This is a genomic window from Rhizobium tibeticum (assembly GCF_900110205.1).
GTDB lineage: Bacteria > Pseudomonadota > Alphaproteobacteria > Rhizobiales > Rhizobiaceae > Rhizobium > Rhizobium tibeticum.
In genome coordinates this window covers 1-19,685 of sequence record NZ_FOCV01000057.1, presented here as the reverse complement: position 1 = coordinate 19,685, position 19,685 = coordinate 1, and the positions used below count along the sequence as shown (strand labels likewise).

15 protein-coding genes and 3 pseudogenes are annotated in these 19,685 nt (G+C 57.3%); 14 read left to right on the top strand and 4 right to left on the bottom strand.

What is annotated here, in order from left to right; translation table 11 throughout:
• Positions 1 to 350: 350 nt before the first annotated feature.
• A pseudogene (locus tag BSG20_RS31790) lies at positions 351 to 470 on the top strand (transposase domain-containing protein); the annotation flags it as partial.
• 325 nt (positions 471 to 795) lie between these two features.
• Complete coding sequence (locus tag BSG20_RS31785; RefSeq protein WP_072381661.1) at positions 796 to 996, top strand: hypothetical protein; 201 nt, start codon at positions 796 to 798, stop codon at positions 994 to 996.
• Between the two features lie 293 nt (positions 997 to 1,289).
• Here the strand turns inward: BSG20_RS31785 and BSG20_RS31780 are convergent, their stop codons facing one another.
• Entirely contained in the window at positions 1,290 to 1,889 is a 600-nt protein-coding gene (locus tag BSG20_RS31780; protein ID WP_072381659.1) for a GntR family transcriptional regulator, read from the bottom strand.
• A gap of 300 nt (positions 1,890 to 2,189) precedes the next feature.
• On the opposite strand from BSG20_RS31780, the gene BSG20_RS31775 reads away from it, so the two are divergent.
• From BSG20_RS31775 to BSG20_RS35985, 4 genes are all read left to right on the top strand, one after another.
• Positions 2,190 to 3,014 carry an ABC transporter permease gene (locus tag BSG20_RS31775; protein WP_072381657.1) on the top strand — a complete coding sequence of 275 codons (825 nt, stop codon included), beginning with the start codon at positions 2,190 to 2,192 and terminating at the stop codon, positions 3,012 to 3,014.
• 339 nt (positions 3,015 to 3,353) lie between these two features.
• Complete coding sequence (locus BSG20_RS31770; RefSeq protein ID WP_143147572.1) at positions 3,354 to 3,791, top strand: ABC transporter permease; 438 nt, start codon at positions 3,354 to 3,356, stop codon at positions 3,789 to 3,791.
• Positions 3,792 to 3,990: 199 nt separating this feature from the next.
• Positions 3,991 to 4,263, top strand: coding sequence for a hypothetical protein (locus tag BSG20_RS38020; RefSeq protein ID WP_072381655.1), 273 nt, complete (start codon positions 3,991 to 3,993; stop codon positions 4,261 to 4,263).
• Positions 4,260 to 4,439 carry a hypothetical protein gene (locus tag BSG20_RS35985; RefSeq protein ID WP_143147571.1) on the top strand — a complete coding sequence of 60 codons (180 nt, stop codon included), beginning with the start codon at positions 4,260 to 4,262 and terminating at the stop codon, positions 4,437 to 4,439. Before BSG20_RS38020 ends, BSG20_RS35985 begins: the two co-directional genes overlap by 4 nt.
• A gap of 224 nt (positions 4,440 to 4,663) precedes the next feature.
• Here BSG20_RS35985 and BSG20_RS39025 read toward each other — a convergent pair whose 3' ends face one another.
• On the bottom strand, positions 4,664 to 4,768 hold the full coding sequence (locus BSG20_RS39025; protein WP_368681549.1) for a hypothetical protein: 105 nt from the start codon (positions 4,766 to 4,768) through the stop codon (positions 4,664 to 4,666).
• 897 nt (positions 4,769 to 5,665) lie between these two features.
• On the opposite strand from BSG20_RS39025, the gene BSG20_RS31755 reads away from it, so the two are divergent.
• Positions 5,666 to 6,679 carry a 1-aminocyclopropane-1-carboxylate deaminase gene (locus tag BSG20_RS31755; RefSeq protein WP_072381651.1) on the top strand — a complete coding sequence of 338 codons (1,014 nt, stop codon included), beginning with the start codon at positions 5,666 to 5,668 and terminating at the stop codon, positions 6,677 to 6,679.
• Positions 6,680 to 6,824: 145 nt separating this feature from the next.
• On the opposite strand, the pseudogene BSG20_RS31750 reads toward BSG20_RS31755, so the two are convergent.
• Positions 6,825 to 7,144: pseudogene (locus BSG20_RS31750) on the bottom strand (DUF269 domain-containing protein); the annotation flags it as partial.
• A gap of 377 nt (positions 7,145 to 7,521) precedes the next feature.
• Here BSG20_RS31750 and BSG20_RS36820 point away from each other — a divergent pair.
• The 7 genes from BSG20_RS36820 to BSG20_RS31715 all read left to right on the top strand — a co-directional run bounded on the left by BSG20_RS36820 (position 7,522) and on the right by BSG20_RS31715 (position 18,835).
• The gene (locus BSG20_RS36820) at positions 7,522 to 7,683 is read left to right on the top strand and encodes a hypothetical protein (protein WP_167371639.1); all 162 of its coding nucleotides are present in this window, start codon (positions 7,522 to 7,524) and stop codon (positions 7,681 to 7,683) included.
• A 304-nt stretch (positions 7,684 to 7,987) separates the two neighbouring features.
• On the top strand, positions 7,988 to 9,070 hold the full coding sequence (locus tag BSG20_RS31745; RefSeq protein WP_072381647.1) for an HlyD family secretion protein: 1,083 nt from the start codon (positions 7,988 to 7,990) through the stop codon (positions 9,068 to 9,070).
• Between the two features lie 32 nt (positions 9,071 to 9,102).
• Positions 9,103 to 11,298: a peptidase domain-containing ABC transporter gene (locus tag BSG20_RS31740; protein WP_072381645.1), complete on the top strand. Its 2,196-nt coding sequence runs from the start codon at positions 9,103 to 9,105 to the stop codon at positions 11,296 to 11,298.
• Between the two features lie 812 nt (positions 11,299 to 12,110).
• On the top strand, positions 12,111 to 13,937 hold the full coding sequence (glmS, locus tag BSG20_RS31730) for a glutamine--fructose-6-phosphate transaminase (isomerizing) (RefSeq protein WP_072381641.1): 1,827 nt from the start codon (positions 12,111 to 12,113) through the stop codon (positions 13,935 to 13,937).
• Between the two features lie 77 nt (positions 13,938 to 14,014).
• Entirely contained in the window at positions 14,015 to 15,118 is a 1,104-nt protein-coding gene (locus tag BSG20_RS31725; RefSeq protein WP_072381639.1) for an efflux RND transporter periplasmic adaptor subunit, read from the top strand.
• A gap of 3 nt (positions 15,119 to 15,121) precedes the next feature.
• Complete coding sequence (locus tag BSG20_RS31720; RefSeq protein WP_072381637.1) at positions 15,122 to 18,343, top strand: efflux RND transporter permease subunit; 3,222 nt, start codon at positions 15,122 to 15,124, stop codon at positions 18,341 to 18,343.
• A gap of 6 nt (positions 18,344 to 18,349) precedes the next feature.
• Positions 18,350 to 18,835, top strand: coding sequence for a MaoC family dehydratase (locus BSG20_RS31715; protein WP_072381635.1), 486 nt, complete (start codon positions 18,350 to 18,352; stop codon positions 18,833 to 18,835).
• A gap of 313 nt (positions 18,836 to 19,148) precedes the next feature.
• On the opposite strand, the pseudogene BSG20_RS31710 reads toward BSG20_RS31715, so the two are convergent.
• Positions 19,149 to 19,685 (bottom strand): annotated as a pseudogene (locus tag BSG20_RS31710) (ATP-binding protein); the annotation flags it as partial.

The window sequence follows — 19,685 nt, the reverse complement described above, 5'->3', positions numbered from 1 at the left end:
TCAAGAAAACGATCAACATAAGCTTCGCTCAAATCCTGCGGGGCATATCCATTGCCAACATGCCAGTCCATTAGGTCTCGAAACAGGCTCAGCGAACGCCACGTGCATTGCCGACCCAAACCTTCGTCCGACATTCTGGCGGCGTAAACGCGCGCAAACTCCCGATACGGACCGTAAAGCAGCTTCCGATACAGGGCGCTCGATTCAAATAGTCAGTTGTGTTCATATGTCCTCTCCTTCGCGTCAATTGCGACGGAGAGACCCTAAGCTATGCCGACTAGGCGACCGCTATGTTATAGAAAACGTTGGCAAAAACTTGCTTAATCGGCATAGTTCGACGGTCGGCATAAACCGCCAAGATGAACGAAGTCGACCCGCTGGCCTGGCTGACACAGACGCTTGAGCGTATCACCGCAGGTTGGCCATCGAGCGAGATCGACGCGCTGATGCCCTGGTCCTTCCAGAAGTAACGGTGTCACCTCATCGCTTACATGCCTCCCAGCTGGGTGCGGTTGTCGATTTGAGTGGTGTATCCTAGTGGCAGTGCATATTAGTCGTTGGGCGGGGCCAAGTCGCTGGCACTTTGGAACGGCCTACGAATGCCGGTCGAAGATTTTCCGCGGATTGAATTTGCCGTTGAGATTTGGCCGGCTGGGGACCAAACCACTGAGTTATCTCGACCTTGCGCACCCGGGCTCACACTTTCAGCTCTTGCTAGAGCGCGTCCGTTGAACGCGGAATCGGAATTGAGATGACAGATCACGAAGGAAGGCTCGGGGCGTGGTGTGCGTCCTGATGATGACTGTGTCGGCCGGGACGAATACGGAGACGAACATGTGCCGGATTGTCGGCATTGTTGGGCAACAGTCAGTGTCAGAGCGGTTGGTCGACGCATTAGAGCGTCTTCAATATCGCGGCTATGATTCCACCGGCGTTGCGACCATCGTCGAGGGGACTTGCATCGCCGCCCGCAGAGGGAAACTCGTCAATCTCTAGACGAGACTAATGGGAAAGCCACTGAGTGGCACCATCGGCATGTCCCACATGCCCGCAGACACTTCTTAGCAGAACAAGAAAACCCTCCCTAATCTGCTGCCCCCAACCGTCGGCAGCAACAAAACGACGATCCGCCAGCTGGTGTAGAGCCTGTCTGGGGCTGCGGCGACCTCAATCATATGGAAGGTTCTATGATCAAAGCGCCGTAGCAGAGATGGAGTTCACCCTTAAGCATTCCTGTATCGCTCAACTACGGATAAACGTTTGTTCACATGAGCTGCAAATTATTCAGACTACATAGTATATCTGGAAACTTTTCCCATTACATACCGGAACATAGCGTCCGTCGACTGAATGCAGTCATCGTACTTTTTCTGATAGATCAGTTTTGTTGCCAGATACATGAAATTATACTTGTATTCTATAATACCGTCGTTTCCTAAATAATGGTTTCGATATATCCATATTCTGTCCCACGCTCCACGAACAAACTCCTGTTCTGAATCAGAAAATATTGCGGCAGCCAACGAATCCTGCCAGCGCTTATAATTCTCCACGCTGTCTACTACCGTTCGATCGCTTGTTTCAACGTTTAGTTCTATAGTGTCGCCCTTGTCTTTCAACCTACCGATTGCATACGTATAATGTGATCGCAACTGATCCAAATGAAACAACGCGGTCGAGCTACTAATTTTCTCTACAAAGAACCCTCGGTTGCGCTCCCACCGAAGGAGGCCGCGTTCACTGAGCCTGAGCATGGCCTCCCTTATGGGGGCAACGCTTACGACGTGTTCTTCGGATAACTGCTTGGGATGAAAAAGATGCAATGGTCGGTATCTCCCTGAAATTATATCGTTCCTGAGCATTTCGAATGTTTCAACACTGGTCGTCATCGCAAGTCTCCACTTACATAATAGAGGCAGCGATATAGGCATAGTGCCGTGCGCGGAAGCCAACTCAAGAAGTTATTTTCAGATTATAACGCCACTGGTTTTAAAATTAATCCAACCTATTGAGCTTTTTTCCTCTTTAGGTTGTAGCGCACAGCGAAAGGAAATGGCTTTGGGAAGGCCTGAAGCGGGAGAACCATTGGTCAAGCTACGACACCAAGGGTGAAATCGCCAAGCTCGGCGATCTCAACAAGAAGCAGACAAACTGAAATGTCGCAGGTCCTTGGCCAATGAGGACGAAAGATGACCTTGACCACTTCGGCCAATCGGCCCGTAGAGCAAAGACTGACTAATCCATCGGGGGTGTTAGCCGACGTGGCTTACGCGATGACGTTGCCGCTTGTCCTGCTGTTGGCGTGGGAATTTTCCGCGCGCCTCGGCTGGCTTCCGGAGCAGATCCTGCCGGCTCCCAAGGTGGTTTGGGCAACGATCGTCGAGTTGTGGCGTGACGGGTCGCTCATCAACCACACGTTCGTGAGCCTGCGGCGGGTTGCCATCGGTTTTACGATCGGAGCGCTTTCGGGTCTACTTGCCGGAGCCCTCCTCGGCCTCCTGCCCGGGATTAGAGCATTCGTTTGGCCAATCTTCACCGCCGTTGCACAGGTCAACACGCTGGCTTGGGTGCCTTTGCTCGTGTTGTTCGTCGGCATCGACGAGGAGCTCAAATATGTCTGCATTGGGTGGTCGACGGCGATACCGGTAACGTTGGCGACAACACGCAGCATCGCTAATGTCTCTCCAAACCTTCTGGAACTGGGCCGCGTGTTCAATTTCACACCGCTGCAGTGGATGTCTGCAATCGTCCTGCCCGCCGCGCTGACGTCGATGTTCACCGGGCTTCGCGAAGGGCTGGCTGCCGCCTGGCAAAGCCTTGTGATTGTCGAACTGTTCGCGTCGTTCGAGGGGCTCGGTTATTTGATGATTTGGGGCCGCCAGCTTTTCCAACTTGAACTCGTCATCGCCGCCCTGCTGGTCATCGCAGCGATTGGCGTATCACTAAACGCCATCCTCGAACATCTGGAACGCTTCGTCCAGCCGTGGAACTCGGAGGCGCTCCATGGCCGCTGACACATTGCAAGTCGGGCGCCTTCGAAACGTGGCGCGCCATTGGCGCCCGTTTGCAGCGTTCGCGGCTGTCTTCTTGCTTTGGCTGGCCGCCGTCCGGTTCGAGTGGGTCGATCCTCGCTTCCTCCCGTCGCCCGACGCGGTGGCCGCACGCGCCGGAACGGAGTTCACCACCGGCACGCTCGCGTTCGATATCAGTGAAAGCCTTCGGCGAAATCTCACCGGCTTTGCGATCGGCGCCTCGACCGGCCTCCTCCTCGGTCTGTTGCTTGGCTTTTCACGCACGGCGGAGAGGATCGTCGGCCCAACCTTGCTGGCCTTTCGCCGGATTGCGCTTTTCGCTTGGGTACCATTATTGTCTGTATGGTTTGGTGGCGCGGATGCGGGAAGATCGCCTTCATCGCCCTTGCCGGGTTCCAACCGGTGGTCATCAACACGTGGCAGGGCGTGAGAGGACTATCGCCAGCCTATCGCGAGCTGTCGGACGTGCTCATCTTCAGCCGGGTCGACTTTGTCCGTCTCGTTGCCCTGCCTGGCGCCCTTCCGGCCATATTCACGGGCCTGCATGCCGGTTTGATCTACGCTTGGCTCGCTACGCTCGGCTCCGAACTGTTTCTCAACGTGACGCCCGGGATCGGCGGCCGCTTGAATGAGGCCAGCCAGTTGTTCGAAATGGATCTGCTCTTTGTCGGCATTCTCATCCTGGCCTTGATCGGCCTCTTCTACAACAGTTCGGCCCATTGGCTGGAAACAAGGTTACTCAGGAGAAGAACGAGATGAACCAGATACCCCATCAGCCGCCATCACAGGCTGCTGCCATGGCTGACTGTCGAAGGAAATGTCGCAGCCGCCCTTCGACGCAGTCCCCTGTCACGAACCGACAAGAAGAAAACGGTGCGCCAGCATCTCGAACTCGTCGGTCTGACGCAATTTTCTAAGGCCTACCCCGCGCAGTTATCGGGCGGAATGGCGCAGCGCGTTGGACGCATTGACACGCCTGAGGCTGCAGGACGAACTTAAACGCATCGTTCAACATGAGGGCACGACAGCGCTGCTCGTGACTCATGATGTCGACGAGGCGGTTCATCTCGGGCATCGGGTCGTGGTCATGCAGCCCCATCCGGGCCGCATCGCTGCCATACTTTCTATTCCCGAGCCGGCGCGGTTGGACCGCTCGAGCCTGGAGTTCATCCGTCTGCGGGACAAGGTTCTCGGACTTTTAGGCGTAGGAGCCGCGGAATCATCTTCGTGATGAGCGGCCATGAGCTGGAACGCTTCCTCGTCGCCAACCGGCGAAGGAAGGCGCAGCGAGCGAAGATGCAGGTCGAAGCAAACCGCTTCTCTTGCCTGATTCATGCCGCCGCCGATCACCGACTCGAGGTCCCCGACGTGATCGACCCTTGGAACGTGGGATTCACCAGTACTTGACGGAACAGTTAAACGCCGCCAATGTAGAGGTTTTTGCTACTCATTGCAGGGAGAGGAGTGATCCCTACCCTCCAAAACAGGCATGATGCACCTCGGTTAGGTTCTCCAAGAGTCCATCAACATCTGATGACCATGGCTGGTTTATATCTTCGCCGATTGCGGCTATGCGAGCAACAAGCTGAAAAAGCGGCTACAGAAGATCGACAGGTGGACAATGGAAATCATCAGGCCAAGGTTAAAACCTGCCGCGCCGCTGGGTCGCCGAGCGACATTCGCATAATTGGGCAGATACCGCAGGCTGGATTTCGAAAAATCCAGCGCTTCAGCACAAGCGTGGATAACTATCGCCCACATCCACATGCTCACCAGACGCCTTGCAAGAAATGGATAGCCTTTTCGGGTCAGATTCTGAGACAGCGATCGCCCAAGTGGATGGCCCTGAAGAAGGGAGGAGAGCGCTGTCCCTCTGTCTCGCATGGGAAAAACAATCCCCCGGCTCCGCTCCTTCGGGTGAGCGAGCCCCTCGGTTTTATTCCCTTGCCGCTCTTCTCCCGCTGATCCGCGCGCGTTCGAAGAGCAGGTACGGGGCTCCCGCCCTATTTCGGCAATGAGCTACCTGGTTCACTGAAAGAGAAAGGGCTTAGAACGATGTCAAACTGCTACTGCTGGACCCGGAAATGACGATTTTACCTGTCTCGCCGCCGCTAGACATCTTGTCCGGCTGACATTGACCTCGCCGCTGTTGACCGTGTGAGGTTTATGGTCGGGCATGCGACGCTTATGACAATAGGTAAATAGTCACGAGATGGAGAACGCCCGAAGAATTACAACTTTCTGGTCCCGCGCTACTATAGCGGCCCAGATGGCCATCATTTTGATCGGGAGATTTGGCATGCATCAAGGTAGTTTCGGCCATCCCCCGATGGGCGATCAATCCTCTTCCCGTTCGCTAGGATCCTACCCCCTTGGTCTGCGCCAGCCTGGCGAGGTCCGGATAGCGGCGCCATCGGGGCGGTTCCGGGCCTACTGGTATTTCTGAGCGGTTGAGTCCACTAGAGGATCCCGGTATCGTGCGCGCCCTCGCTGTCCGGCGAAGAGTCGAACATCCGGTGTAGAGAGCAGGAGCTTGCGGGGGTGCTGCCTACCCGGGACCTGAGGAGGCGAGCGCATCTTCTCATAGTGACGTTGGACACTTGGTTTCACTCAATCGTATTGCTGGAGAGAACATGCTGCAAAAGTTCGAACGCTACCCTCTCACCTTCGGGCCGACGCCAATCGAAAAACTCGAACGCCTCGGTAAGCATCTTGGGGGAAAAGTGGAAATCTATGCGAAACGCGAGGACTGCAATTCCGGTCTCGCGTTTGGCGGAAACAAGCTCCGCAAGCTCGAATACATCATCCCCGACGCAATCGCCACCAAAGCCGATACTCTTGTCTCCATCGGGGGCGTGCAGTCCAATCACACGCGGATGGTCGCCGCGGTCGCCGCCAAGATCGGCATGAAATGCGTTCTGGTACAGGAGAGCTGGGTTCCGCATGAGGACGCGGTCTATGATAGGGTCGGCAACATTCTGTTGAGTCGAATCATGGGGGCGGATGTGCGCTTTGTCGACGAAGGCTTTGACATTGGTATCCGCCGCAGTTGGGAACAGGCGCTCGAAGAGGTCAAGTCAACAGGTGGCATACCCTATGCGATACCCGCCGGGGCTTCCGTCCATAAGTATGGCGGCCTTGGCTATGTGGGATTTGCGGAGGAGGTGCGGGCTCAGGAGGAACTGTTCGGGTTTGCCTTCGATTACATCATAGTGTGTACGGTCACGGGTTCGACGCATGCTGGCATGCTCGTCGGCTTTGCCAAGGACGGCCGGCAGCGCAGCGTGATTGGTATCGATGCCTCCGCCACTCCCGCCCAAACGAAGGCGCAGGTGCTAAGCATTGCCCGGCATACAGCAGAGCTTGTCAATCTCGGCTCGGAGATCGTCGAATACGACGTCGTCCTCCTCGATGAGTACGCGTACCCATGTTATGGTGTCCCGTCCGACGAAACCAAGGAGGCTATCCGCCTGTGTGCGCGGCTAGAAGGCATGATTACTGATCCGGTCTACGAGGGAAAATCGATGCAAGGATTGATCGATCTCGTCAGGAAAGACTTTTTTTCAGAAGGATCACGGATCCTGTATGCGCATCTCGGCGGCGTGCCGGCTATTAACGGCTACAGCTACACCTTCCGCAATGGGTGATCCTCGACAGACAGCTTTTGGATGGCCTTTGCCGGGTGCGAGGCCACCCAATTCTGAAATTTTTTCAGCGTGGATCATCGGCCGCGGTATCCGTAAGGCTTCAATCCTCAAGGCTTGACACGTTTTCTCCTTAACTCCGGTTCCGTCATGCTACATCCGGATAAGCTTCCACGACTGCGACCGGGTCCCTGACTAGCTTCGTACCCGTTTTGGCGCATTTGCGAGGGTATTAAAGCCGAATCTATGAGCGTCACGTAAGGTCTTTGACAGCAGGACCAACCGTTTAGTGCTAAATAACACCCGGCCGAAGCCCTGTTGGCTGATCTCCATCGTCCGCGACACCACCGAGTCCGAGCGCTCTTCGATCGCGAGGTCGACGGCAGCATAAAAGGTATCGAGTCTCCACAGGACAAGCGGATCGGGATCGCCGATGATCGGGATTGCTCGCCGCTGGTCCTTTGGTATGGCACCCTCCTGGCCGACCTCCATCGTCCGCGACACGAATAAGATTTTCCGGAGACGTTGGGCCAGTGCCTTACTTGGGATCGCGGCGCAGAAATGACCCAGCATGAACTTCCGCGGGTCGACACGGGATTGCAGACTTTTTCGATCTCCAAACTCCTCAGCTATGATGGCGCCAAACGTGTCCGCCATCCGTCGATATGTCGTGCAACCTGTCGGGTTTGTCGCGTCCGCGACACTATGATATTTCGCGCGGCCTCCTTTGAGCTATCATTGACGCCATCTGTGTCGAAGCTCTTTGCTCTTTTTGGGAGTTGGCACGGTTCATGCTTCTATTTGCGCGATGGCAACAGCCATCGGCGTGAGGAATGGAGACAACAATGAACTCTGATATGTCGTCATACAGCGTAACCGAATTGGCTCCCGAAGAAGCATCTGCAACTTCGGGAGGGATGTTTTGGGCAATAGGTTTCGCGATTTTTGGGATAGTCGGCCTTGCAGCTGTAACTATAGGCGCAAAAGCCGCCGACCGGAATCATTGATTCGTCCTCTTATTTGAGCTTTAGGAGTGTAAAAAATAATGACCAATATGTCAGCCTATGGAGTGATCGAGTTAACCCGCGAAGAAGCTTCTGCAACTTCCGGGGGGTGTTTTTGGGTAGTTTTCGGACTTGTTGCTGCCGCACTTACTGCGTTAACAATCGTTGCGGGTATAGCTACAGCGCGTGTGTTGAATTACAAATAAAGCGGTGACTAACTAACGGACGCGTGAACATTATCCCACTTCCTCCCGAAATAGCCTGCTACACTGCAGAGAGCATCCTCTCGCGGCGATCAGGTCGATCTTTGGTCATCTACAAGGTGATCGTGCTCTCTGTGGTTTTGGCATTCGTGTCGCTGCCACTCATGAGCATACCTGTCTCTGTCCAAAGTGTCGGAAGAATTCGGCCCGTCGTCGAAAAGACGCCCCTGGTCGCGCCCGTCTCCGGGCGCGTCTCACACATCCTTGCCGGTGAGAACGATCGTGTTGCCCAAGGGCAGGAGATCCTCACCCTCGACGATGAGATGGTTGAGGAAAAGCTCATGGCACTTAGAGCCGATATTCGCGCTAAGAGCGATCTTGCCAGTGACCTCGAAGCGCTGATCTCATCCGGCACCGCCACGGACCCGGTCCGCCTCCTCACCGAGTCAGCCACGGCCGAGCGGGCGCATTTTCTCAACCTGCTGCGGGAGAACGAGTTTACCCGCAGTAATGCCGCGGCGGAATTCGCCCGCGCTAAGCGACTCCTCTCAGTTGCTGCGGCGCCCGCGAAGGCCGTAGACGAAAAGGCTTTCGCTCTCCAGAGCATTGAGGTTCAGGGCGAGATTCTAGCCAGGCGCAAATCCGCTGAATGGAACCAGCGGCTCTTCGACACTAACCTGCGCCTTAAGGAACTAGTGGCCACCTTGCATCAGCTTGAGAATGAACGGGATCTGACGCGAATCCGGGCTCCGGTGTCAGGGGCCCTCGAGCAATTCTCCGGCCTCAGCCCCGGCAGCTACGTCCAGGCGGGGCAAACTGTTGCTTGGGTCTCGCCGGGCGGCGAAATGGTGGCGGATATTTACGTCTCCCCCAACGACATTGGCTTCGTGCGGCTCGGCCAGTCGGTGCGGCTCCAAGTAGATGCCTTCAACTACAATCAATGGGGCTTGATCGAAGCAACGGTGCTCGACGTGGCGCAGGACTTCACATTCCTCGACGGTAGGCCGATCTTCAAGGTCCGCTGCGCGCTCTCCCGCAGCCATCTCGCGCTCAAGAACGGGGCCATCGGTTACCTGAAGAAAGGCATGACCGTGCGGGCGCGCTTTCTTGTAGCAGACCGGACTGTCCTGCAACTCCTCTACAACGGGGTCGACGATTGGCTCAACCCGCTCCTGACGGGCCGCTAATCCTTCATTTCCCAAACAGCCAGAAAGTCGCCATGTCGAGCAATGTCAGTAAGTTCAAGCAGCGCGACATCACGGATTGCGGGGCCGCCAGCCTTGCTTCTGTCGCAGCGTTCTATGGTTACAAGCTGCCATTGTCGCGCATCCGGCAACATGCCTCGACCAACCGCGCCGGCACCACCGTGCTGGGCCTCACGGAAGCGGCCCAGAAGCTAGGATTTATCACCAAGGCGGTGAAGGGCGGCTTCGACAGCCTGTACAAGATCCCGAAGCCCGCTATCGCGCATGTGATCGTCAAGGAGGTCCTGCACCACTTCGTCGTAATCCAGGCGATCGACGCGAAGTGGGTCACCGTCATGGACCCAGCCTATGGTGAAGTCCGCAAGCTGGCGCACGAGGAATTCAACAAACAATGGACTGGCGCCCTGGTGCTCCTGGTTCCGGCAGACACCTTCAAGCGCCGCGACGAGACCACCTCACCCCTCGCCCGCTTCGCCCGTCTGCTTAGGCCACACAGGGCGGTGATGGCGCAGACTCTCGTCGGGGCGCTGGTGACAACGATCCTCGGCCTCTCGACGGCCATCTACGTCCAGAAGATCGTCGATCATGTGATCACTGCGGGTAACCGCAACCTGCTCAATCTGATGAGCGTCGCCATGCTGCTGATCCTGGTGTTGCAGGTCCTGATCTCTCTCCTTGGAAACCGGCTCGTCCTGCAAACGGGGCAGAAGATCGATGTCCAGCTGATCCTCGGCTACTACACTCATATCCTAAGCTTGCCTCAGAAGTTCTTTGACAGCATGCGTATGGGCGAAATCGTTTCCCGTATGAACGATGCGGTGAAGATCAGGAGCTTCCTGAACGACGCCTCGATCAACATGTTCGTCGATGTGCTCATGATTCTGTTCTCGTTAGGGCTGATGTTCATCTATTCGTGGAAGATCGCCTTGGTCGTGGCGGGATCCATCCCGCTGTACCTCTTTGTCTATTGGACCACCAATCGGCTGAATAGGAAGCGCCAGCGCGCCATTATGGAGAACGCTGCCGAACTGGAAACACAACTGGTGGAGTCACTCGGAGCTATCTCCACGATCAAGACCTCCGGCATGGAGAGCTTCGCCAACCTCAAGGTGGAAACCCGCTTCATCAAGATGCTGCACTCCGTCTACAGCTCCGGGCTAATTTCGATCTTCGGAGTCAGCACCTCGACTTTCCTCTCGACCTTATTCACCATCGTGCTGATGTGGTTCGGAACGACGCTTGTCCTCGATCAGACCCTCACGCCAGGCGAGTTATTATCCTGCTATGCGTTGCTCGGCTATGTTACCCGGCCGGTTACCAGTCTCATCCAGACCAACCGGGTCGTTCAGGACGCATTCGTCGCGGCAGATCGCCTATTCGACATCTTCGACCTGGAGCAGGAGACCAACGGCGGCGGCATTGATGCCACAAAGTCCCACCTTGGTGATATCCGCCTGGAGAATGTCACGTTCCGCCATGGCTCTCAGCGGGAGCTTTTCCAGGATCTTAGCCTCACTTTCGGGCGGGGCGAGATGACGGCCGTCGTGGGGAAAAGCGGCTCAGGCAAGAGCACCATTGCGGCTCTGCTGCAGAATCTCTACCCGCTCGAGAGTGGCCGCATCCGGATCGGCTCCTATGCTCTCCAGGATCTCTCGACGGTATCCCTGCGCAAGGTTATCGCAGCGGTGCCGCAATCGGTCGATTTGTTCTCTGGCTCGGTGATCGAGAACATCGCACTTGGCGTATTCGATCCGGACATCGTGAAGATCCAACGAATATGCGATCAAATAGGGCTACAAGAGCTAATCGAAAGCTGGCCCAGCGGTCTCCAGACCCATTTAGGCGAGAACGGTATACGCCTCTCCGGCGGCGAGAAGCAGCGCCTTGCCTTGGCTCGGGCTCTCTACCGGGATCCGGAGATCCTGATCCTCGACGAAGCGACCTCCTCTCTCGACTCGGTCGCCGAGGCTTTCATCCTGCGGGTGGTTGAGGATCTGCGTCAGGCTGGTCAGACCATCATCGTCATCGCTCATCGAATGAGCACCATTTGTAGGGCTGACAAGATCGTAGTCTTAGACAAGGGTCGGGTTGTTGAGGAGGGAAAGCATACTGATCTGCTGACAGCTGATGGCGCTTATGCTGCTTTGTGGCAGGCGCAAATCGGGGCAGCCTCCGAGTTTCAATCCCAGAGCGTCTCCCCTTTTGTTTGAATCTTGCTGTGATCATGCATCGCATGTGGAATGACGGAACCGAATTCTGTTGGGCACGGGAGAGCTTGCCTCTTGCTGCGTAGCGAGCAACCAAGGTGACAAGAACAAAAGGAGACAAGAAGAATCCGCCGCCGGTGGAAAGATGTCCTTCGCAGGACGATGGATGAGGTGAGTTCGCGTGGTTGTCTTGGTACGGTCGTTTATTGCGATCAGGTCGCCGATTAGATTGTTCCGCCTCTTCTTCTGGTCCCATAATGGGAGGGCCACGCGGGCCGATCCCGGAGAGAAGCGCGATACTGCGAAGACGTCAATCACCATAAGCTGCGGACAGTCAGAAGGTGCTTGACCTCACCACGCCGAATAGAGAAGATAAAAGTGGTGCAGTTTGCGGCGGTTGCGACGACCGTTCAGTGGATCCTTTCGCACCGTGTCGGCTCTGATCGGATGCCGTATCGCGCTCAGCGCCGCCGACGCCCGCTTAGCTGGTCAAGCTTTGCTTTTCGCGGCCAGTCCAGCCGCAAGGCTCGAAGCGCTTCGGCTGCAACGCCCTCTTGCGTCAAGACGCATGACCTGAGCTTGCGTTCGGCCGTCAAAGCATCGAACGCAATGAGGAGATTTAGATCAAGGCCGTCAAATGCATCCCAGTGCACGCGTCCCAAGGATCGATACGGTGGATGATTGCTATCCCTACTATCGATTTTACCGATCTTGCCGAATGCTATTAGAAGATCCTGAATGAAGACGCGCCAGGCGGGTGTCCGTCATCGTGATTACTGCGGCGGCTAAGGTGCCGGGACGAAGTCGGAGAGAACATGTGCGGGATTGTGGGTATCGTCGGGCAGCAGCCGGTCTCGGAGCGGCTGGTCGATGCGTTGAAGCGCCTGGAATACCGGGGATACGATTCGGCCGGCGTTGCGACGATCATCGATGGTGCCTTGCATCGCCGGCGCGCCGAGGGCAAGCTCGTCAATCTCGAGGCGAGACTGAAGGAAGAGCCGCTGAGCGCCACCATCGGGATCGCCCACACCCGCTGGGCGACCCATGGAGCGCCCACCGAACGCAATGCCCATCCGCATTTTACTGATGGCGTCGCCGTCGTTCACAACGGCATCATCGAGAATTTTGCCGAGTTGAAGGACGAGCTTTCGGAGTCGGGGGCCGAATTCCGGACGGAGACCGATACCGAGGTCGTCGCCCAGCTCCTGGCGAGATTTCGCCGCGACGGCCTGGGACGGCGCGAGGCGATGCATGCGATGCTGAAGCGGGTGAGGGGCGCCTATGCACTCGCTATTCTTTTCGAAGACGATCCATCGACGATCATGGCGGCCCGCAACGGCCCGCCGCTGGCGATCGGTCATGGCAACGGCGAGATGTTCCTCGGCTCCGATGCCATCGCCCTGGCGCCCTTCACCAATGAAATCACCTATCTGATCGACGGCGACTGGGCGGTGATCGGCAAGACCGGGGTCCATATCTTCGACATGGACGGCAACTTCGTCACGCGGCCGCGCCAGGTCTCCACGGCCGCCGCCTTCATCGTCGACAAGGGCAATCATCGCCATTTCATGGAGAAGGAAATATACGAGCAGCCGGAGGTCATCTCCCATGCGCTCAGCCATTATATCAACTTCATCGATAATCAGGTGCTGCCGGTTTCCGACGATATCGACTTCGCCAAGGTGCCAAGCCTGGCGGTCTCCGCTTGCGGCACGGCTTACTTGGCCGGGCTGATCGGCAAATACTGGTTCGAGCGCTATGCCCGACTGCCGGTCGAGATCGATGTCGCTTCCGAGTTCCGCTACCGCGAAATCCCGCTGTCTCCGCAGTCGGCGGCGCTCTTCATCTCGCAGTCGGGCGAGACCGCCGACACGCTCGCATCGCTCCGATATTGCAAGGAACAGGGCCTGAAGATCGGCGCCGTCGTCAACGCCTGCGAGTCGACCATTGCCCGGGAGGCCGATGCCGTCTTCCCGATCCTCTCTGGCCCGGAGATCGGCGTTGCCTCTACCAAGGCCTTCACCTGCCAGCTTGCTGTCCTCGCGGCGCTCGCCATCCGTGCAGGCAAGGCGCGTGGCACAGTCACCGATGATCAGGAGCAGGCGCTGGTGAAGAGCTTGACCGGGATGCCGCTCATCATGAGACAGGTGCTGAACAGCATCAAGCCGAAGATCGAGCTCCTGTCGCGGGAACTGTCGATATGCCGTGACGTGCTCTATCTCGGCCGCGGCACGAGTTTTCCCTTAGCGATGGAGGGCGCGCTGAAGCTCAAGGAGATTTCCTATATCCACGCCGAAGGCTATGCGGCTGGTGAATTGAAGCACGGTCCGATCGCGCTGATCGATGAAAACATGCCGGTCATCGTCATCGCCCCAAATGATCGGTTCTTCGAAAAGACCGTCTCCAACATGCAGGAGGTGGCGGCTCGCGGCGGACGGATCATCCTGATCACCGACGAAAAAGGGGCAGCCGCATCGAAACTCGACACGATGCACACGATCGTGCTGCCGAACGTGGACGAGGTCATCGCCCCGATGATCTTTTCCATGCCGCTGCAGCTTCTCGCTTATCATACGGCGGTCTTCATGGGCACAGATGTCGACCAACCGCGCAATCTCGCCAAATCGGTCACCGTCGAATGAGTGTGACGCTTTCATAGCTGGCTCGGAAAACGCCAACACCTTCGTATTTAGATATCAACGCTCGGATGGAGATCCAGATGACGAAAATTGCTCGGTGCAATTTCGGGAAACTCGCGGTCGCCGTAACCATGGCAATCGCCATCCTTACTTCGGCAGGTCGGGCGATTGCGCAGATTAAACATGGCAGCCCGATCGAGCTTGCTCAAGCCGACGTCAGCACCGCCGTCCGGCAGGACATCGTAAACGAAGTTCGTATAGCCGGCTCTCTCACGCCCGTTCGACGTTCGACACTGACATCTCGGGTATCCTCGACAATCAGTGAGCTGCCCGTGCAGATCGGAGACGTGGTCAAAGCCGGCGACCTCCTCGTCCGTTTTGATACGGAAGCTCTCGGATCGGCCGTGACGGCGCGAAAAGCAGAGATGGATGCCCTTAATGCCCAGATCGAACTCGCTGAGTCGGTATTTAAGCGAAACACCACGCTGGGTGAACGAGGCGCGGCATCGGAGGCGACGGGGCTTGCAGCGCGGGCCAACATGCTCAATCTTCGCGCGCAGCTCAGAGCGAAACAGGCCGAGGTCGCAGATGCCGAACGATCGCTCTCCTATGCGGAATTGCGCGCCGAGTTCGATGGCATCATTGCTGCGCGTCCGGTGGAACAGGGACAGACCGTGCCGCTGAACACTGAAATGATGACTATTGTCGAGCTCAACCGGATGGAAGTTGACGCCGGGGTTCCCACAAGCCGCATCCCGCTCGTTCGCCCCAAGCAGCCTGTAGAGCTGACAGTAGAGGGCTTTCCGGGCCGGAAATTCCCTGGAGAGGTCGTCCGTATCTCGCCCACCGCGGTCGCCGGATCCCGTGCCGTGCGGGTATTCATCGCCATCGATAACAACGACGGCCTGTTGCGAGGCGGGATGTTCACCACCGGCATCCTCAAAGTCGACGACCAGAAGGATGTCATAGCACTTCCGGCGGCCTCGATCCGGTATGACGCAGTTGGGCCTTTCGTTCTCAAGGTGGAACGAGGGGTTTTGCGCAGGCAACCTGTCGAGTTAGGCAGGAGTTGGAGCGACCGGAATCTTGTGCAGGTATCGGGGGTGAACGAGGGCGATGTTATCGTCAGCGCCCCCTTGCCCGATCTGGTCGCCGATACACGGGTGACCATCGAGGGCACCTGACGGATGTTTCTTACGCGTATAAGCGTCAACCACCCAGTTTTCGCCACGATGATGATGGTGACTATCCTTGTGCTTGGCCTGTTTTCATATGGCCGGCTCGGCGTCGATCACTACCCCGAGACCGACCTCCCGATCGTCGTGGTCGCGACCACCTACACCGGAGCGTCGCCGGTATCGGTCGAAAGCGAGATCTCACGGCCGATTGAATCGGCGCTCAACACCATCGGCGGCATCGACAGCATTACCTCGGAGTCCTACGAAGGACGTTCGGTCGTCGTGGTCGAGTTCGAACTTGATGTGGACTCACGGGTCGCGGCGCAGGAGGTACGCGACAGGGTTGCGCGGCTGGGAGCGAAATTCCCCGACGGAGTCGATACCCCTCAGGTCACGCGCTTCAAACCGGACGGCCAGGCAATTCTCTCTGTCGCAGCATCCTCGTCGATCCGGACGCTGCGCGAAATCACCACGCTTGCTAATCGCGTGATCACTAATCGCCTGAGCGCCATATCCGGCGTCGGCCAGATTTCACTGGTTGGCGGCAGCGAGCGGCAGGTTCTCGTGGTCGTGGATCCTGATCGTTTAGAGGCTTATGGGATCGGTGTCTCTACCGTCATGGATGCAATCCGACGCGAGAACCAGGATCGCGCGGCGGGAACGCTCGTATCCGGTATCAACCAGCGGATCGTGACGGTCGAGGGCCGCATCGCGGATGCGTCAGGCTTCAACAGCATCATCATCGCTCATAGCGGCGGCTATCCCGTCTACCTCTCGGATGTGGCGACCGTTCTCGACACAGGTGCTGAAGTGACCAGTCTTGCAAACTATCAGAGCATGACATCTCTTGGGTTGCAAATCGTCAAGGTCCAGGGCGCGAACACGGTAGAGGTGGCGTCCGCACTTCGCAGGGAAATCTCTGCGTTGAACGCAGAGCTGGCAAAGGAGAACGTCCGGCTCACCATCACACGTGACAACTCCCGCCCCATAGCCTCTCAGGTTTTCGAAGTTCAGCGAACGCTGATCGAAGGCGGTGTTCTGGCCGTGCTGATCGTGTTCGTGTTTTTGAACTCCTGGCGATCCACGGTCATCACCGGCCTCACGCTCCCGATTTCAGTCATCGGCACATTCGCGACCATCTACGCTCTCGGCTTCACGCTGAACATCATGACGCTGATGGCACTCTCCCTGTCAATCGGTATTCTCATCGACGACGCGATAGTCGTTCGTGAAAACATCACCCGCCATCTCCAGATGGGCAAGGATCATGTCAGGGCGGCGCTCGATGGCACCAAAGAGATTGGACTTGCCGTGCTGTCGACTACACTGTGCATTGTCGCTGTGTTTCTGCCTGTCGCCTTCATGGGCGGGCTGATTGGTCGCTTCTTCCTGCAGTTCGGCGTTACTGTCGCCGTGGCCGTGGTAATTTCGCTCTTTGTGTCCTTTACCCTCGATCCGATGCTGTCGAGCGTTTGGTACGACCCCCAATCTCAAAAGAGTGCCAAGCGAGGTTGTTTCGGTCGGATGATTGAGCGATTCGATCAATGGTTCGAGAGTCTCGCGAGCCGGTATCGCTCTGTCATTCACTGGTCATTCGACCATCGGAAAAAGACGATTGCCATTGTCGTCGCCATGTTCGTTGCCAGCCTGCTGCTTGTGCCGCGCATCGGTACTGAGTTTTTGCCGCCAGCCGACCAGGGGGAAGTGAGCATATCGCTCGAAGCCAACGAGGGCGCTTCCCTCGATTATATGGCCGTGAAGGTCGGCCAGGTCGAACGAGTGCTGCGGGATTTCGATTATGTCTCCTCGACGTATTCCACTATCAATTCCGGCGCAGTGCGCGGCTTCAACCGGGCTATTGTGGCCGTGCAACTTGTGCCTAGCGATCAACGGAGGCTGACGACGGCGGAAACCATCGATCCCATCCGTCAGCGGCTTGCCACGATCGCAGGCCTGGAGATCTCCGTCGGACAGCCTTCCGGACTGGGGGGATCGTTAAAGCCGCTGCAACTCTCGGTCCTCGGGGATGGTGACGAGGAGCTGCGACGTATCTCCGATAACATCACCTCGGCGCTCGCGGCTATCCCAGGCGCGATGGAAATCGAATCTTCGATTGAAAATGTCCAACCAACGCTGGCTGTCCGGGTACGCCGTGAGGCGGCCAGCGATCTGGGCGTGTCGATCGCAACGATCGGCGATACGCTCAAGCCTCTCGTCGCGGGCGATGCGATATCCGTATGGAACGCTCCCGACGGAGAGCCCCATGACGTCGTGGTGCGGCTGCCCCCGACCGCCCGGCGGGATGCCGCACAGCTCCGTAATCTCACAATCTCGACCGGCCGTACGGACGACAATGGTAAGCCGATAACCGTCTTGCTGGATCAGGTCGCCGACGTCGTCGAGAGCACCGCGCCTGATGCGATCACCCGCAAGGATCTGTCCCGGGAGGTTCGCATATCTAGTAATATTGAAGGAAGAGCGTTGGGCGACGTTGCGGCCGATCTGAACGCCGCGATCGCAAAGATGGATATTCCCTTGGGGTTTCGCATCTCATTCGGCGGTGACGCGGAGAACCTCGCCGAGGGCACCGCCTATGCATTCCAGTCGCTGGTGCTAGCCGTAATCTTCATCTACATCATCCTGGCTTCTCAGTTCGGCTCCTTCATCCAGCCAATCGCCATCATTATGACATTGCCGCTATCCTTGATAGGCGTCCTGCTTGGCCTTTTGTTTACGGGCTCGACGCTCAACATGTTCTCGATGATCGGCTTCATCATGCTGATGGGGTTGGTGACCAAGAACGCGATCCTTCTCGTCGATTACTCCAATCTGGGCGTTCGGGAAGGCAAGAGTCTGCGTCAGAGCCTTGCTGATGCCGGAGCGGTAAGGCTCCGGCCGATCGTAATGACAACCCTCGCCATGATTTTCGGTATGCTCCCGACTGCCTTGGGCTTGGGCGAAGGCGGCGCGCAGCGCGCCCCGATGGCCCATGCGGTCATCGGCGGGTTAATATCCTCGACCCTCCTCAGTTTGGTCTTTGTGCCTGTCATACTAACTTACCTCGACGAGATGGCCCGGCGCCTCAAACGCTGGCTGGCTCATCCTACAGAGACGAATGCCGCGGCTCAGCACATCGACTTCGATAAGCGTAAAAGTCCTATCAGCTCTGCCGCAAGCGATCATACGGCGACGACACGGATGGGACGTCAGTTCGAGACAGAAAGTAAGTGAGGTCGCATGCATGAAATTTCCCTCGCGGACGGGCCGAGGCTTGTTGGCCAGGAACTCGGCACATCCAAATGGATCACCGTCGATCAAACGATGATCAACCTCTTCGCCGATGCGACCCAGGACCATCAATTCATCCACGTGGACCCGGAGCGCGCAGCGGCCGAAAGCCCGTTCGGCGGCACGATCGCCCATGGATTCCTGACACTTTCGCTTCTGTCGGTGATGAACTTCAGTGGTATGCCGAAGATCCGCGAACAGACCATGGGCCTCAATTTCGGCTTCGACCGCGTCCGCTTCATGTCGCCGGTCAAGACCGGCAGCCGTGTGCGTGGTCGCTTCGTGCTGTCGGATTGCCGCTTTCGCGGCGCCAGCATGCTGGTGACCACCTACGAAGTGACGGTCGAGATCGAGAACGAGAATAAGCCGGCACTCACTGCCACTTGGATCGCTATCGTTCAGTTCGATCCCAAGGACCGGCCCACAGGCGTTTGACATCGCCCGTGGCTTAGCACCCCTCCGGTGAAGAATTCAATTGCGCTGGTTGAACCTGCTCGCCCACCTCGCTCGAAACGATCAACATCGTTTTGGCGATCGTAAAAAGGAACTTCGGTACAGGCAGTCGTGACGCGATGCCGGGATCGGTCGGAGAACGGATTCTCAAGGCCAGCCGCTATTGTTTGCCGATTCCGATGAAGCCGCCCCCCAATTCCGAGATGATTGCGCCCCCGGATTCCGGGATGATCTCGCCCCCCTGAGGCTGGGGTCCTGCTGGCAGTGATTGTTGTCAGTTCATTCGTGTAGCGAGTCAAGATTTCCGGCGCTGATTTCGCCGCAAGCTTTCCCCGGATAGGTCTATGCGGTGGGCGTTATGAACGAGGCGATCGAGGATGGCATCGGCATAGGTTGGATTGCCGATGATCTCATGCCAGGCTGATACTGGAAGCTGACTGGTAATGATTGTCGAGCGGCGTCCGTACCGATCCTCGAGGATCTCCAGAAGGTCGTGGCGAGCCTGTTCGTCGAGCGGCGTCCGTACCGATCCTCGAGGATCTCCAGAAGGTCGTGGCGAGCCTGTTCGTTGAGCGGCTCCAGACCCCAATCATCGAGGATCAAGAGCTGGACGTGCCCGAGGGTTCGCTGCAGCCTAGCATAGCGGCCGTCGCCATGGGCAAGAGCGAGATTGGCAAACAGCCGTGGCACGCGCTGATAAAGAACCGAGCGATCGTCGCGGCAGGCCTTGTGCCCGAGCGCACAGGCCAACCAGCTTTTGCCGACGCCAGATGGCCCGCAGATCGCGAGGTTGTCGTGGGCATCGATCCAGTCGCCGCCGATCAGCTTCATG

Excerpts from the sequence above, each read along its gene's own strand:
- BSG20_RS31715 (WP_072381635.1), top strand. The coding sequence starts at position 18,350 with ATGCATGAAATTTCCCTCGCGGACGGGCCGAGGCTTGTTGGCCAGGAA.
- BSG20_RS31720 (WP_072381637.1), top strand. The coding sequence starts at position 15,122 with ATGTTTCTTACGCGTATAAGCGTCAACCACCCAGTTTTCGCCACGATG.
- BSG20_RS31725 (WP_072381639.1), top strand. The coding sequence starts at position 14,015 with ATGACGAAAATTGCTCGGTGCAATTTCGGGAAACTCGCGGTCGCCGTA.
- BSG20_RS31780 (WP_072381659.1), bottom strand. The coding sequence starts at position 1,889 with ATGACGACCAGTGTTGAAACATTCGAAATGCTCAGGAACGATATAATT.
- BSG20_RS31775 (WP_072381657.1), top strand. The coding sequence starts at position 2,190 with ATGACCTTGACCACTTCGGCCAATCGGCCCGTAGAGCAAAGACTGACT.
- BSG20_RS31740 (WP_072381645.1), top strand. The coding sequence starts at position 9,103 with ATGTCGAGCAATGTCAGTAAGTTCAAGCAGCGCGACATCACGGATTGC.
- BSG20_RS31755 (WP_072381651.1), top strand. The coding sequence starts at position 5,666 with ATGCTGCAAAAGTTCGAACGCTACCCTCTCACCTTCGGGCCGACGCCA.
- glmS (WP_072381641.1), top strand. The coding sequence starts at position 12,111 with ATGTGCGGGATTGTGGGTATCGTCGGGCAGCAGCCGGTCTCGGAGCGG.
- BSG20_RS31785 (WP_072381661.1), top strand. The coding sequence starts at position 796 with ATGATGACTGTGTCGGCCGGGACGAATACGGAGACGAACATGTGCCGG.
- BSG20_RS36820 (WP_167371639.1), top strand. The coding sequence starts at position 7,522 with ATGAACTCTGATATGTCGTCATACAGCGTAACCGAATTGGCTCCCGAA.